General features: G+C 61.6%; 14 protein-coding genes, 1 tRNA gene and 2 pseudogenes. 2 read left to right on the forward strand and 15 right to left on the reverse strand.

Features of this window, described 5'->3' with window-relative positions; all coding sequences use genetic code 11:
* Nucleotides 1–5 precede the first annotated feature (5 nt).
* Together ORD17_RS12680 and ORD17_RS12685 are read right to left on the reverse strand one after the other, a co-directional pair.
* Nucleotides 6–728 (reverse strand): DUF481 domain-containing protein, encoded by a 723-nt coding sequence (locus ORD17_RS12680; RefSeq protein ID WP_308388844.1) that lies wholly within the window; start codon nt 726–728, stop codon nt 6–8.
* A gap of 73 nt (nt 729–801) precedes the next feature.
* Nucleotides 802–877: transfer RNA gene (locus ORD17_RS12685), tRNA-Glu, on the reverse strand.
* A gap of 169 nt (nt 878–1,046) precedes the next feature.
* Here ORD17_RS12685 and fdxA point away from each other — a divergent pair.
* Together fdxA and ORD17_RS12695 are read left to right on the forward strand one after the other, a co-directional pair.
* Nucleotides 1,047–1,370, forward strand: a complete 324-nt coding sequence (fdxA, locus tag ORD17_RS12690) for a ferredoxin FdxA (protein ID WP_308388845.1) — start codon at nt 1,047–1,049, stop codon at nt 1,368–1,370.
* Nucleotides 1,367–3,073 carry an ABC transporter ATP-binding protein gene (locus tag ORD17_RS12695; RefSeq protein ID WP_308388846.1) on the forward strand — a complete coding sequence of 569 codons (1,707 nt, stop codon included), beginning with the start codon at nt 1,367–1,369 and terminating at the stop codon, nt 3,071–3,073. The genes fdxA and ORD17_RS12695 overlap by 4 nt, the downstream gene beginning before the upstream one ends.
* On the opposite strand, the gene ORD17_RS12700 is transcribed toward ORD17_RS12695, so the two are convergent.
* The 13 genes and pseudogenes from ORD17_RS12700 to ORD17_RS12760 form a co-directional block, all read right to left on the reverse strand.
* Nucleotides 3,000–3,635 (reverse strand): hypothetical protein, encoded by a 636-nt coding sequence (locus ORD17_RS12700; RefSeq protein ID WP_308390117.1) that lies wholly within the window; start codon nt 3,633–3,635, stop codon nt 3,000–3,002. The genes ORD17_RS12695 and ORD17_RS12700 overlap by 74 nt on opposite strands.
* Before the next feature lie 3 nt (nt 3,636–3,638).
* Nucleotides 3,639–3,989, reverse strand: a pseudogene (locus ORD17_RS12705) (transglutaminase domain-containing protein); the annotation flags it as partial.
* A 65-nt stretch (nt 3,990–4,054) separates the two neighbouring features.
* A pseudogene (locus ORD17_RS12710) lies at nt 4,055–4,987 on the reverse strand (DUF3488 domain-containing protein); the annotation flags it as partial.
* A complete protein-coding gene (locus tag ORD17_RS12715; protein WP_308388847.1) occupies nt 4,984–5,955 on the reverse strand; it encodes a hypothetical protein in 972 nt (323 codons plus the stop codon). The pseudogene ORD17_RS12710 and the gene ORD17_RS12715, both read right to left, overlap by 4 nt.
* Nucleotides 5,934–6,845 (reverse strand): AAA family ATPase, encoded by a 912-nt coding sequence (locus ORD17_RS12720; RefSeq protein WP_308388848.1) that lies wholly within the window; start codon nt 6,843–6,845, stop codon nt 5,934–5,936. The genes ORD17_RS12715 and ORD17_RS12720 overlap by 22 nt, the downstream gene beginning before the upstream one ends.
* Nucleotides 6,842–8,260 carry an aminomethyl-transferring glycine dehydrogenase subunit GcvPB gene (gene gcvPB / locus ORD17_RS12725; RefSeq protein WP_308388849.1) on the reverse strand — a complete coding sequence of 473 codons (1,419 nt, stop codon included), beginning with the start codon at nt 8,258–8,260 and terminating at the stop codon, nt 6,842–6,844. The genes ORD17_RS12720 and gcvPB overlap by 4 nt, the downstream gene beginning before the upstream one ends.
* Nucleotides 8,260–9,609, reverse strand: a complete 1,350-nt coding sequence (gcvPA, locus tag ORD17_RS12730; protein WP_308388850.1) for an aminomethyl-transferring glycine dehydrogenase subunit GcvPA — start codon at nt 9,607–9,609, stop codon at nt 8,260–8,262. The genes gcvPB and gcvPA overlap by 1 nt, the downstream gene beginning before the upstream one ends.
* 2 nt (nt 9,610–9,611) lie before the next feature.
* The gene (gcvH, locus tag ORD17_RS12735) at nt 9,612–9,995 is read right to left on the reverse strand and encodes a glycine cleavage system protein GcvH (RefSeq protein WP_308388851.1); all 384 of its coding nucleotides are present in this window, start codon (nt 9,993–9,995) and stop codon (nt 9,612–9,614) included.
* Nucleotides 9,992–11,122 carry a glycine cleavage system aminomethyltransferase GcvT gene (gene gcvT / locus ORD17_RS12740; protein ID WP_308388852.1) on the reverse strand — a complete coding sequence of 377 codons (1,131 nt, stop codon included), beginning with the start codon at nt 11,120–11,122 and terminating at the stop codon, nt 9,992–9,994. The genes gcvH and gcvT overlap by 4 nt, the downstream gene beginning before the upstream one ends.
* Nucleotides 11,119–11,826 (reverse strand): DUF2470 domain-containing protein, encoded by a 708-nt coding sequence (locus ORD17_RS12745; RefSeq protein WP_308388853.1) that lies wholly within the window; start codon nt 11,824–11,826, stop codon nt 11,119–11,121. The genes gcvT and ORD17_RS12745 overlap by 4 nt, the downstream gene beginning before the upstream one ends.
* A gap of 2 nt (nt 11,827–11,828) precedes the next feature.
* Nucleotides 11,829–12,314, reverse strand: coding sequence for a YajQ family cyclic di-GMP-binding protein (locus ORD17_RS12750; RefSeq protein WP_308388854.1), 486 nt, complete (start codon nt 12,312–12,314; stop codon nt 11,829–11,831).
* A 2-nt stretch (nt 12,315–12,316) separates the two neighbouring features.
* Complete coding sequence (locus ORD17_RS12755; RefSeq protein WP_308388855.1) at nt 12,317–12,787, reverse strand: molybdenum cofactor biosynthesis protein MoaE; 471 nt, start codon at nt 12,785–12,787, stop codon at nt 12,317–12,319.
* Between the two features lies 1 nt (nt 12,788).
* Nucleotides 12,789–13,028, reverse strand: coding sequence for a MoaD/ThiS family protein (locus ORD17_RS12760; protein WP_308388856.1), 240 nt, complete (start codon nt 13,026–13,028; stop codon nt 12,789–12,791).
* Nucleotides 13,029–13,059: the final 31 nt, after the last annotated feature.

Consider the following 13,059-nt stretch of genomic DNA (forward strand, 5'->3'; position numbering starts at 1 on the left):
TTCCCTCAGAAATGGTACACCAGATTGACCGCGGTCAGCGTATTCAGTGCGTTGTAGCCGACGGGCACCTGGGTATTGTAAGTCGCCAGAAAAGAAAAACGCATGCCCAGAGCACCGACCAGGGGGGTGTTCAAACCCAGGAGTGACTGGTAGGTGTTGGCACCCCCTTCCACCAAAACCGCCTCGAGATCCTCGGTCAAGCGCGCTCCCTTACTGATCTGCCATCGATACTTGGCGGCGAGCTGGGCGCTGGGATTGGTGACAGCAGCATAGCCGATGCGATGCGATTCCCGGGCACCGACACCGGCCTGCAGGGCTAGGCGCATGTTCTCCGCCGGGAACAGATAATGACCGATACCAGCAAATTCATCGAGGCGGTAAAAATAGCCGTCGAAATGGTTACGCACATAATCCAGCGTGCCATATGCGTACGTATTTTTTTGCCAGAGATATTTGGTGCTGTTGTTGAGTGCAAGACGGTCGGCCGAAACCACACCACTGTTGCGAGCGTAATTGTAGGCGAGGGAAGTGTCGTTGGACCAAGGCCCGCGCAGCCAATTCAGAGCATCTTCCGTATTGATGCTAAGAGCCTGACTGGTACCCGTACTGTTGCTGAACCCCAGGCCGACGTTGCCACTGAATCCCTGCGACTGCGACGCTGCTGCCCAAGCCAATGCCGGGGTACTCAAGACCGATATCGTCAGAATCGACAGTGCAATTTTTCGCAAGATTCTCTCCACCCAGGCAAATACCGAGGGAACCCTAGCATAATCAGTGCGGAATACCAAAAGGACCCTACTTTGGCGCTCCCAAGGGGGTTCGAACCCCTGTTACCGACGTGAGAGGCCGGTGTCCTAGGCCACTAGACGATGGGAGCGATGGCCTCAATGCAAGAGGCGCAAAAGATACACCATCTCCGAGACCCTGCGCAAGCAAGCCGCAGGGATGCACGAACCTTGTGCAGTAGGCAAAGCACTGCCGCGTAGGATAGAATACGCGGCTATTCGTGGCGTAGCCCATTTCCAGAGAATCAGGAGCCCCTGCCCATGACCTACGTGGTTACCGAGTCGTGCATCAAATGTAAGTACACCGATTGTGTGGATGTATGCCCCGTGGATTGTTTTCGCGAAGGACCCAATTTCTTGGTCATCGACCCTGATGAGTGTATTGATTGCACCCTCTGTGAGCCAGAGTGTCCGGCAGCGGCCATCTTTCGCGACGATGATCTGCCTGAGGGGCAGGAGGACTTCGTGGCCATCAACGCCCGCCTTGCGAAGGTCTGGCCGGCCATCATCCAAAAGAAAGACGCTCCCGCCGATGCCGACGAATGGGCGCAGGTGCAAGACAAGCGGGCCCTGCTCGAGGAGTGAAAGGCCAGCGGCGGAGTTGGCTGCGCTCCGCCAATTTCCGGCGGTTTCTGCAGTTTTTCCAGCCCTATCGCGGTGCCATCGCCACGGCGCTGTTCTTCATGACTCTCTCGGGCCTCGCCAGTGGCGCAAGCGCCTATGTCGTCAAACCCATCCTCGACCACATCTTCATCGACCGCCAGGCAGGGATGTTACTGTGGCTCCCGCTACTGGTCATCGCTATCTATGCCATCAAAGGGTTTTCTGACTACTCCGGTGGCGTGATCCTGGCGCGCATGGAAGAAAAGATTCTGCGCCAGTTGCGCGAGCAGCTCTACGCCCACACCCTCCGCCTGCCCTTGCCGACCCTGCTGCAACAGAGCCAGGGCAGCACCTTGTCGCGCATGAGTCTGGATCTGACCCTGCTACAACAGAGCCTCTCCGTACTCGCCCGATTTTTCCTTTCCGGCGTACAGATCCTCGCCCTGATCGGCGTCGCTTTCTATATGAGTTGGTCGCTGGCACTGATCTGCCTCGGCACCCTGCCCCTCGCCTTCTATCCGCTGATTCGCTTCGGGCAGAGTCTGCGTCGCCGCGGGCATGAGCAACAGGAACAGATGGGCGACATCCTCGGCCAGTTTGCCGAAAGCCTGCGCGGGGTGGAGGTCATCAAGAGCCAGGGCACCGAAGACTTCGAGGCGCGGCGCTTTGCGGGACTGGCGCAGACCTACTATCACCTGATGATGCGCATCGTCCGCATTCAAAAAGCCAGCACACCGGTGATGGAGCTGATCGCCGCCCTCGGCATTGCCGTCACCATCTATCTCGGGGGCCATCAGGTGGTGAATGGGGCGATGACTACAGGCGCTTTCTTTGCCTTTCTTACCGCCCTGGCCATGGTCTACGAGCCTCTGCGTCAGCTGTCTTCTGCCAACAATCAGTTGCAGCAGGGCCTCTCCGCCGCTGATCGACTGTTTCACTGGCTGGACCAGGAAGCCGAAACGGCAAGCGCCACGGCGGAAGCCCCGCAGACGAGTCCCGGCTCCTGGCGCTGCCGGGGTCTGCGCCTGCGCTACGCCGGCGACATGGTGCTGCAGGACATCGACATAGCGATCCTTCCAGGCAGTTTCACCGCCATTGCTGGCGCCAGTGGCAGCGGCAAAACCAGTCTGCTGCGGGTCATCCTGGGATTGCTGCCGCCTGACTCCGGAGAAATCAGCATTGGCGAGCGGTCGACCAAAGAGCTTTCCTTGCGTAGCTATCGCCAGCATTTCTCCTACGTGGCGCAAGAGCCCTTACTGTTTTCCGGCACGGTATGGGAGAATATCGCCTATGCCGACCCCGAGCCGGACCGGAAACGGGCGGAAGATGCGGCACGTGCCGCGCACTGCTGGGAGTTTCTGCAGGACGCCGGCGGCCTGGATGCGGCGGTGCAGGGCCATGGCAGCAACTTCTCCGGCGGCCAGCGCCAGCGTTTGGCAATTGCCCGCGCCCTCTACCAGCGACGGCCGTTTCTGGTGCTGGATGAAGCGACCAGTGCGCTCGACAGCGAGAGCGAACAACACATCCTGGACACCCTGGCGGAGTTGCGCGGCAAGATCACCATCATCGTCGCAGCGCACCGGGAGGCCAGCCTGACTCTGGCAGATCAGGTCATCCGCCTGGAACGCGGGCGTATTCTCTCCGGCGCCAGGGCCAGCGCGGAATCTTCTGCAGCCAGTACCTGAGCTCCTCCTCGCCGGCGGCATCGGGATGACGCCCGTAACGCTGGCGAAGGATGGCTGCATAAAGTTCGTCCCGCTGGCCCGCCGCCAAGGGCAATCGCTGCAACCAGACTCCTTCCTGCCCCGGCCGGGTATCACGCAGGCCCTTGCGCTGCAGGAGGCGCACTGCCCGCCGGCGATAGTGGGCCTGCGCATCGCTTGCGCTAAACCGACGGCGTCGCCACCACCAGAACAGGAGTCCAGCCGAAAAGAGCGGCGCCAGGTACCAGAGCCAAGAAGGAGACCATTGTTTCTGCCAGTCCATCAGTGGCGACTGGGAATGCGCGCCCTCTCCTCGCAAAGCGCTTCCGACCGCCCGCCAAACCGCGCGCTGTTTGGCGGGGGTGAAGTTGATCACCCAGTTCAGCCACTCCCATTGCAGCCAACTCCAGAGCTGTCCGGCGGTCGAAAGCCGACCCGCATCCGTAATAATGGCTCCCTTCGCGTCACCGACTGCGGCGGCGGGTGTGGCGTCGAGCAACATCCATTCGCCATCTAACCAGGCCTGCACCCAGGCGTGCGCCATACTTTGCCGCACCACCCAAAAATTGCCATACGAATCATATTGCCCGCAATGGTAGCCGACCACCACCCGGGCAGGCACACCGTCGAGGCGCAGCAAGGTGGCGAGAGCTGCCGCATAATATTCACAAAAGCCGGTATGGCTGTGGAGAAGAAAATCGGCCAGGCTCTGTCCATGTGGGTAGGCTGCCGGAGTTTGCAGACTGTAATGGAAAGAGGGGCGCGCAGCCAATTCAGGACTCTCTGTACCGTCTGCTCCGGGGTGTCGCCGCGCAAGCGCTTGGCCAAGCGAAGGATCTGCGGATCGATCCGGGCGGGGACTTGCAAGGCCGCTCGCTGTTGCGCCGCCGAGAAACATCTGTCGGACTTACTCGACCAGACATCATATCGCAATGCGCCATCTTGAACGCTGCGCAGACGAGTACCGGAAGCACTTTCCACGATGGGGAGACTGGCAGCGAAACGCAACGGGCTGGTCAGCGCAAAGAGATAATCATGATGACCGGGACTCAGAACGATTTTTTGCCGCCAAAGCGGCTGCCCACGATCCCGACACTCGGTCTCGAGCGCCGGACCTGGCTGCCAGTGCACTCCGCCATCATCCTGCGTGAGAATCGCGCCCATCCAGTACATCTGATTGGCCGGCAAGACTGGCCCCTGGATCTGAGCACGAAAAGCAACGGCAGGGTCGAGTTGCAGAGACTGGATATGCGCCGGATCCAGGCTCGGCGAGAAACCGCTGGCCGCGACTCCAACCCCGCCACCCCAATGCCATAACGGTGTGGGCGTGCGCGGCAGCAGGAGAAAGAACAGCCCCATTACCGGCAAAAGAAGAAGCAGAAACAGGAAGGCAAAGAGCAGGAGACGGAACAGATCGGCGCTCGTCACCGCTCTTCCCTCCTCACGTCGGGCATCGAGAAACCCCTGCCAAAGTAACGCCAGCAGCAGCAGGAACAGTTCGAGCAGGAAATAGATCCCCAAGGAGAGATCCACTCGGATCCACGCCGCAAGCCCCATGCCCAACAACAGCAATGCGGCAATCTGAAAAAGATCGCGAGTCCCTCGCAGTTCCAGGGTCTTGACGGCAAGCAGCACATACAGAGTCCCGGCACCCATCGCCAACCAATTTCCCCAGCCGGCGCTGAAGATTGCCAGCAAAACCAGCGCGATCGTGATCAGAAAACGCGTGCCACCCTGCAACGCAGCAAATGGCAGCTCGCCGCCCCGTAAAAGCACCCACAGTTCCGCCAACAACCAGAGTAGAGTCGGCCATTGCCAAGCCAGATGCTCCAAGGCGAGAAAAAGGATCGTGCCAATCAGCAAAAGGAGGGTGGGGATGAGGGTTGGGGTCCTCATCGCCAACTCCACCAGCGCCGTGGCTTTTGCGCGATAATGGGCGCGACCGGGAACGGCGCCAGCCGTGCCAGTGCCCACAATGCCTCTCGGTAGCCACTGGGGCCGTGTCCCTGCCAGGTTCCGGACGGCAGTAGAAGGCGCCAGTGCAGGTTTCGCGATCGTGCCCCTTCGAGACCGGCGCGCAGCGCAGAAAGCCGCTGTTCGTGGTCCTGGTCCTGCAATTCCGGCGCACGATAATCGAGGACCACAACGCGGCCCTCTTCTTCCTCGCGCTGCAGGACCGGCAAAGCCGGCGGCAGGAGAAAACCGCCTCGCCAATCACTGCGCCGCCAGTAGACGCGGTTGAGGCTTTCATTGGGCAAACGCGGGCGCAGGGCAATCACCTCCCCGCTTCCCTGCCAGCGCTCGTCCTGTTCGCGGTCTTCCTTATCTCGGTCTGGCAGCACCGCGGCGGAGCCGCCCCCGGTGGGAGGGGCGACCCATGGGGCATCGGCGTCGGGAAGCTCGACCTGCTGGCCACGCCAGACGAAGGCAAAAGGAAACGAGGAGCCGAGCAACAGTTGGGGTAAGGCCAGCGGGCCGCGCTGGTCTGGACACCAAGTCAGGGTCACTTCGCTGCTGGCCCGCCCGGGCAGTCGCGCGATTTGTCCGTGCGCCGGAGGCAGACGCAGCTCCAGCAACCAGACCGTCCAGGGGTGCGGATTGGAGATTCGGAAGCGAAGTTGCCCAGACTCTCCCACGGTCAACAATTGTCCTGGAAGCAGGGAAACGCCCAGGGCGCGGAGATTCAGCAATGCTGCGAGACCGGACAGAATCATCAGCGCCAACATCATTGAAACGAGCAAAAACAACATGTTGTTACCGGTATTCACGGCGGCAAAGCCGACCGCCAGGGTAAATACCACAAAGAGTTTGCCGGCGCGGGAGAGCTTTACCTCCCGCCGTTTTACCCGCCCAAACCCCAGCATCGTTGCAACAGTGCTGCCAGCTGGACGCGGGACTCGCCAGGATCACGCCAGCGCAGGCGGTGTCCCAAGACCGCAGGGGCAACGGCAGCGAGGTCCTCGGGGGCGACAAAATCTCGCTGTTGCACAAAGGCCCAGCCGCGCAGAGCTGCCTGCAAAGCCAACAGCCCGCGGGGGGAAACGCCAAAGCGCAGGCTGCTTTCCTGGCGACTGCGCTCGGCCAGGTCAAGCAACATGCCGCGAATCTCGGGGCTCAGAAAAACCTGGGCTGCACTCTTTTGCCATTCCCGCAGCGTACTCTCCGATGCAAGAACGGGCACCGCCTCTGGCGACAGCGCCTCCCCCTGCAGTAGGCGCTCCTCTGCCGCCCGACTCGGGTAGCCGAGAGACAGGGACAATAGAAAGCGATCCAGTTGGTTTTCCGGCAGAGGAAATACGCCATCAAACTCTTGCGGGTTCTGGGTTGCGATGACGAAAAACGGGCTGGGAAGAGAATAGCTCGCTCCCTCCAGAGAGACTTGGCCCTCGGCCATTGCCTCCATGAGGGCCGACTGCGCCCGTGGTGGAGCGCGATTGATCTCGTCGATGAGCAATAAAGAATGAAAAATGGGGCCGCGGCGAAAGACGAAGGCCTGCTGTGCGGGATCGTAGAAATTGCTGCCGAGAATGTCACCCGGCAGCGTATCTGCCGTCATCTGCAAGCGCGCAAAGGCAAGATTCAGCGAGCGCGCCAAGCCCAGAGCGAGGGTGGTTTTGCCCATTCCGGGCAGATCTTCCAAAAGCACATGCCCGCCCGCGATCAGGGCGCTAAGCACCAGATGGATCTGCGGCTCCTTGTCGAGAACGATCTGTGCGAGCTGCCGCAGCAATGCAGCGGGGCTCGTTTCCGTCACTCTGCGACCTGCAGGCGCCTGGCCGCCAGGGTTTCATCGACGCGGCGAACCGGCAGATGATGCGGTGCGTCACGTAACAGCTCGGGCTCCTGCAACGCCTCTCGGCGAATTTGACCCATCACTTCCAGAAAGCGGTCCAGGCTTGCCTTGCTTTCGGTTTCCGTGGGCTCGATGAGCAGGCATTCCGGTACCAACTGAGGAAAGTAGATGGTCGGTGCGTGGATGCCAAAATCGAGAAGACGTTTGGCGACATCCAGGGCCCGCACGCCGCTGGCTTTGTGCAGATCCTGCACCGAGATGATGAACTCATGGCTGGCACGCCGCTCGGGGAACGCCAGCGTATAGCCCTGGCGCCGCAGACCGTGCAGGAGATAATTGGCATTGAGCGCCGCGTAGGCGGACACTCGTCGGAGACCGTCGCGACCGAGACGTCGGACGTAGGCATGGGCGCGTAGAAGCACGCCGATGTTACCGCCATAGGCGCTGAGCTGACCAATACTCTCAGGGCGTTCTGCCCAACTCTCCCAGCGGTAGGAGCCGGCTTCGCCGACGACCCGCGGCACCGGCAGATAGGGCGCCAGACGTGACGCCGCCGCCACCGCCCCGGAACCAGGACCACCCCCCCCATGCGGGGTGGCGAAGGTCTTGTGCAGATTCAAGTGCATGACGTCAAAACCCATTTCGCCGGGTTTCACCCGCCCCAGAATGGCGTTGAGATTGGCGCCGTCATAATAGAGCAAAGCACCGGTGCCATGGACCAGGGCAGCAACTTCCTGAATCTGGCGCTCGAAGACACCGAGTGTCGAAGGGTTGGTGAGCATGATCCCGGCAACATCCGGGCCCAAAGCCGCGCGCAAGGCGTCGAGATCGAGATCTCCATCCGGCAAGTTGGGCAACTCCGTGACCGTAAAGCCGGCCATGCGGGCACTGGCGGGATTGGTCCCATGCGCCGCCCGGGGAATGAGAATGCGCTGTCGCTGGGTATCGCCGCGCGCTAGATGATAGGCACGGATCATCGCCACCCCCGCGAGCTCTCCTTGGGCACCGGCGGCAGGGCTTAGGCTCACCGCCGCCATGCCGGTCAGCTCCGCCAACCAGTCCTGTAGTTCTGCGAGACTGCGCAACAGGCCCTGCGCGGCCGACCCTGGGGTCGTCGGATGCAGGCGGGAAAATCCGGGCAAGGTGGCCAGTTCGTGGGCGATGCGCGGGTTGTACTTCATGGTGCAGGAGCCCAAGGGATAAAAATTGGTGTCTATGGAAAAATTTTTCTGGCTGAGCCGCGTATAATGGCGCAAGACCTCCAGCTCGGATGGATTGGGTAGGGGGAGATCGCGGCGCAACAGATGCGCGGGAATTGCCAGCTGCACTTCCCCCATCTCCCGTTCGTGATGACAGGCAAAAATCGTTTCTTCCATCACAGCTCTCCCAATACGCCAGTGAGGGCAGTCACGTAGCCGTCCAGGTCCTCATCCTCATTCAATTCCGTGGTCGCTACCAACAGGTCGTGGGGATCGTCCGCCGGATTCAGCTCGATCAACGGCACTCCCGCCAGCAACCCGCGAGCGAGCAGGGCGTCACGAACACTTTGCGCTGGCCGCGGCAAGCGCAATACGAACTCGTTGAAAACCGGTGATGCGTAGGGAAGTTCGACGCCCGGAAGGCGCGCCAGCAGGGTGCGCAGGCGCTGTGCCTGTTGATGCGCCCGCGATGCCGCGGCGCGCAGGCCGCTGGCCCCCAAGGTGGCGAGATAGATGGTGGCCGCGGTCACCAACAGTCCCTGATTCGTACAGATGTTACTCGTCGCTCCGGCACGCCGGATGTGCTGTTCCCGGGCCTGCAGGGTCAGGCAGTAGGCGACCTGACCTGCTGCATCGACGGACTTGGCGACCAGGCGACCGGGCAATTGCCGCACATAGTCCCGCCGGCAGGTCAAAAAGCCGAAGTAAGGTCCGCCGGCCGCCGGGGGCACGCCCAAGGGCTGTCCCTCACCCACAACGATATCGGCCCCCTGCTCTCCCCACTGCCCCGGCGCTTTGAGCAGCGCGAGTGCCAGCGGGTTGACAACGGCGATACGCATCAGCTTGCGGGACTCGGCCCAGTGCGCCAACGCATCGACCTCTTCCAGTACGCCAAAACGATTGATCTGCGGGAGGATCAACGCCGCCGCATCGGGAAAGTCCTCTTCGGGCAGCAACAGGCGACCGCTTTGGGGATCCTGTGGCAAGTTGCGCAGACGGATCCCCTGCATTGGCAGCAGGGCATCCAGCACCCGGCGCCAGTGCGGCCAGAGCCCTTCAGGGACGAGGATTTCCCGTGCCGCTGGACGCAGGCGCAAGGCCATCAGGCAGGCCTCCGCCAGGGCCGAGGCGCCGTCATAAAGTGAAGCATTACTGACTTCCATTCCCGTGAGCCGGGTCATGAAACTCTGGAATTCGTAGAGAAGCTGTAAGGTTCCCTGGCTGGCCTCGGCTTGGTACGGGGTATACGCCGAATAAAATTCCCCGCGTCGCGCAATCTCCCAGACGATGGACGGGATATGGTGCGCATAGGCGCCAGCGCCAGCAAAACAGCGCAATGGAGCTTGTTCGGCAGCACGATCTTCCATTTCCCGGCGCAGTCTCGCCTCACTGCATCCTTCCGGCACCGCCAAGTCTCTGGACTGCAGGGCAGTGGGAATTTCATCGAAGAGATCTTCCAGACGAGCGACGCCAATCGCCTCCAGCATCGCCGCCACCTCGGCGCTATCGTGGGGAATGTAGGGCATGCTTATGCGCCGATGCTTTTCTGGTAGGCCTCGGCATCGAGGAGCTGCGCAACGTCCTTTTCGTCAGCCTGAATCTCAAAGATCCAGCCTTTCTCATAGGGTTCTTCATTCAGCCATTGGGGGTTGTCTGCGAGCTCCGCATTGGTCGCGACCACTTCGCCAGACAGGGGGCTGTAAAGATCGGAGGCGGCCTTGACCGACTCGATCACCCCGCAAGCGGCTTCGGCCTGCACCGCCTGCCCCGTTTGCGGCAATTCGACAAAGACGACATCGCCCAAAAGCTCCTGGGCGTGATCGGTGATGCCGACGCGAAACCGTCCCGGGGCCAGTTCGGCGACCCATTCGTGGGTGGTACTGTAACGAAGCTGCGCGGGAACCTGACTCATTGCGGTAGACTCTCCTCTGCGGAATAAACGGCTTGGCCACGACGCCAGAAGGGGGGCTCAACGATACGGGCCGGCACCTGACGCTGCCGCACCTGCAAGAACACCGGGGTATCCGGGACGAATTCGGCCTGCAGGCGAGCGAGGGCGATGCCCAGACCCAGACTGGGGGCATAGGAGCCGCTGGTGACCGTACCAACCACTGCACCGGCGGCGCTCAACAGCTCATAGCCATGGCGCGGAATGGCGTCGCGCGGCAAGAGCAGGCCGCAGAGGCGTTGTGCTGGTTCCCGCGCACGCTCCGACTCGATGGCCTTGCGACCAATGAAATTTCGATCCGGATCGCGCAGGTCCACCGTCCAGCCCAGATGACTACGATCCGGGCTATCGGCCGTCGTCATGTCCTGACCGTAGAGATTCAGCCCCGCCTCCAGCCGGAGACTGTCTCGTGCCGCCAGTCCGGCGGGCACCACCCCCAGCGCCAGCAAGGCATCGGCGATGTCTGCCAGTTGCCCATGGGGAGCGAGGACCTCGACGCCATCCTCGCCCGTGTAGCCGGTGCGGGCGACGAAGAGATCGGCCCGCGGCGCGACAGAACGGAAAGGCTTCAGCGGCAAAAGCTCGGGCAAGGCCAATGCCTCCGCGACCCAGGCAACGGCCTTGGGGCCCTGACAGGCCAGGATGCCCCAGTCGTCGCGCGGCTGAAACTCCACCCCACCGCCCTGCTCCTGCGCCAAAGCCTGTAGATAGGTGGTATCTGTCCGCGCCCCGGCGGCGTTGAGAACGATGCGATAGCGGTCCTCTCCCAGAGAATACACAATCAGGTCATCGAGGATGCCGCCATCCTCCTGCAACATGCAGGTATAAAGGGCACGACCGGGCTCCGCATCCAACTTGGCGACATCATTCGCCAAGGCCCGGCGAAGCAGGGAGCGAGCGGCCGGCCCCTGTAGATCGAGAGGACGCATGTGCGAGACATCGAAGAGCCCCGCAGCCCGCCGCACGGCCTCATGCTCGCGCAACTGCGAGCCATAGTGCAGGGGCATCTCCCAACCGGCGAAGGGAGACATCCGTGCTCCATGCCTTAGATGCCAGGAATATAGTGCCGTGCGCTGTAGGGCGTCGTTCATGAGAGACTCGCGCGCGCCTGCTGCGCCATGTCCACCAGAACCTTACGCCAGCCCTGCGGCTCCTGTACCCTTTGCGGGAAGGAGAGCCGCAAGCGTCGGCTGCCCGCCTGGAGGTCGGCACCCTCGGCGTCGAGGGCCAGGAGGCGCACCGGCTCTGCCGCTTCTGTGCCGGCAAAGTATCGCCAATAGTCGCGCAGATTTTCCCGATGATCGGCGTTCATGTGCGCCACTGCACTGGCCTCCGCCAGCTCCAGCTCACGCAGATCGCCGGCAAGACGGATGTCCGCCTCTTGCCAACCCATGCTGCCAAAACCGGCAATCCAGCGAATGCGCTGGATCTCGAGGCGGTAAAAATGGAAATCCGGCATATCCCGGTAGCCGTCTGCGCCCGGTAATAGACAAAGCAGGCGTCCCTCCAGAGCGGGATCGGGATGTACACGGTGGATTTCGCCTTGCACGGCCATGCGCGGCAATTCCATCAGGTCGTCTCCCGGTTCCCAGACCAGAAACGAGGCACGCGGGTCTTTGTGCAGATATTGCTGGTGCACCGCCAGGTTGGAAAACAGGAAATGCGGGCCACCGTAGTGATCGCAGGCGTAGTGCACCACTGCCGTGTAGGGACTACCGTCGGGCGCCAGGACGGCAATGGCGCCTTGGTAGTGACTGCGCAGAAAGCCCCGTAACGAATTGCTGTCGGCGTTCATCTTCAATCGCGAAAGTTATTGAATTGCAAGGGGATCCCGAAATCCTCGGTGCGTAATGCGGCGATCGCGGCCTGCAGATCATCGCGGCTCTTGCCACTCACCCGCAGCTGTTCGCCCTGCATGCTGCCCTGCACCTTATAGCGACCATCCTTCAGTAACTTCACCATTTTTTTGCCCAATTCGGCACTGATGCCGGCCTTCAGGGTACAGAGCTGACGCTGCATACCGCCAGCCGCGTCGCTCACCTTGCCAATTTCGAGGGCTTTGAGGTCGATCCCCCGCTTGACGAGACGCTGGGAGAGCAGATCGATCATCTGTCCGAGCTTGTATTCATCTTCCGCCAGCAAGATCAGCTCATGCCCCTTACGCTCGATACTTGCCTTGCTGCCTTTGAAGTCATAGCGATTGCCGATTTCCTTGCTGGTCGTGTGCAAGGCATTGTCCACTTCCTGCAGGTCAATTTCGGAAACCACATCAAAACTGGGCAAAATCAACACTCCTCTAAGACATCAGGATGGACATGGCCGTGCTGTGTGCCGGCCCGACAACCGGGGCAGTCGGTTACCCAGCGCGCACCGGCCGGGGTGATCTCTTTTTTCCAGAACGGCGCTGAGGTCTTGAGCACGTCGATGAGATGGCGACAGGCATCAAAGGCGGCAGCGCGGTGCAAGGACCAGACGGCGACCAGAACGATAGGATCCTGCGGCGCCAGACGCCCGTAGCGATGGATGATGAGACTATCCAGGATCTCGAAGCGCCGCTGCGCCTCCCGCGCCACCCGCCCCAGCTCGCGTTCGGTCATGCCGGGGTAATGCTCGATTTCCATCGCCAGGATGTCGGCGGCATCGCTATAGTCGCGCACGGTACCCAGAAAGCTTACCACCGCACCCGCGCTGGGCTGGGCATGCGCTTCCAGCTCGGCACCCACATCGAAGGCCTCCTGCTGCACCCGTACCGTCATCTCATCCTCCGGTGACCGGCGGGAAAAAGGCGATTTCATCACCATCCAGCACCGGCTCGGAGAAGGAAACGTGCACCTGATTGCGCGCTGCAAGGAGATGCTGCCCAGCCAGGGAAGTACCCGAAACGGCTTCCACCTGTGCCAGAACGTCGGCGATGGTGATATTGTCCCGCATCTCCAGATCCATGGCATTCAATCCCAAGCGCTCCCGCACACTGGCAAAGAACTTGACGGAAATCATCTCGGCGAGCACCCTTTGCAATCCATCCACA

This window comes from Acidithiobacillus sp. AMEEHan (genome assembly GCF_030996345.1).
In the GTDB taxonomy this organism is placed as follows: domain Bacteria; phylum Pseudomonadota; class Gammaproteobacteria; order Acidithiobacillales; family Acidithiobacillaceae; genus Igneacidithiobacillus.

Excerpts from the sequence above, each read along its gene's own strand:
- fdxA (WP_308388845.1), top strand. The coding sequence starts at position 1,047 with ATGACCTACGTGGTTACCGAGTCGTGCATCAAATGTAAGTACACCGAT.
- ORD17_RS12700 (WP_308390117.1), bottom strand. The coding sequence starts at position 3,635 with ATGGCGCACGCCTGGGTGCAGGCCTGGTTAGATGGCGAATGGATGTTG.
- ORD17_RS12715 (WP_308388847.1), bottom strand. The coding sequence starts at position 5,955 with ATGCTGGGGTTTGGGCGGGTAAAACGGCGGGAGGTAAAGCTCTCCCGC.
- gcvPB (WP_308388849.1), bottom strand. The coding sequence starts at position 8,260 with ATGGAAGAAACGATTTTTGCCTGTCATCACGAACGGGAGATGGGGGAA.
- gcvPA (WP_308388850.1), bottom strand. The coding sequence starts at position 9,609 with ATGCCCTACATTCCCCACGATAGCGCCGAGGTGGCGGCGATGCTGGAG.
- gcvH (WP_308388851.1), bottom strand. The coding sequence starts at position 9,995 with ATGAGTCAGGTTCCCGCGCAGCTTCGTTACAGTACCACCCACGAATGG.
- gcvT (WP_308388852.1), bottom strand. The coding sequence starts at position 11,122 with ATGAACGACGCCCTACAGCGCACGGCACTATATTCCTGGCATCTAAGG.
- ORD17_RS12745 (WP_308388853.1), bottom strand. The coding sequence starts at position 11,826 with ATGAACGCCGACAGCAATTCGTTACGGGGCTTTCTGCGCAGTCACTAC.
- ORD17_RS12755 (WP_308388855.1), bottom strand. The coding sequence starts at position 12,787 with ATGACGGTACGGGTGCAGCAGGAGGCCTTCGATGTGGGTGCCGAGCTG.
- ORD17_RS12760 (WP_308388856.1), bottom strand. The coding sequence starts at position 13,028 with ATGATTTCCGTCAAGTTCTTTGCCAGTGTGCGGGAGCGCTTGGGATTG.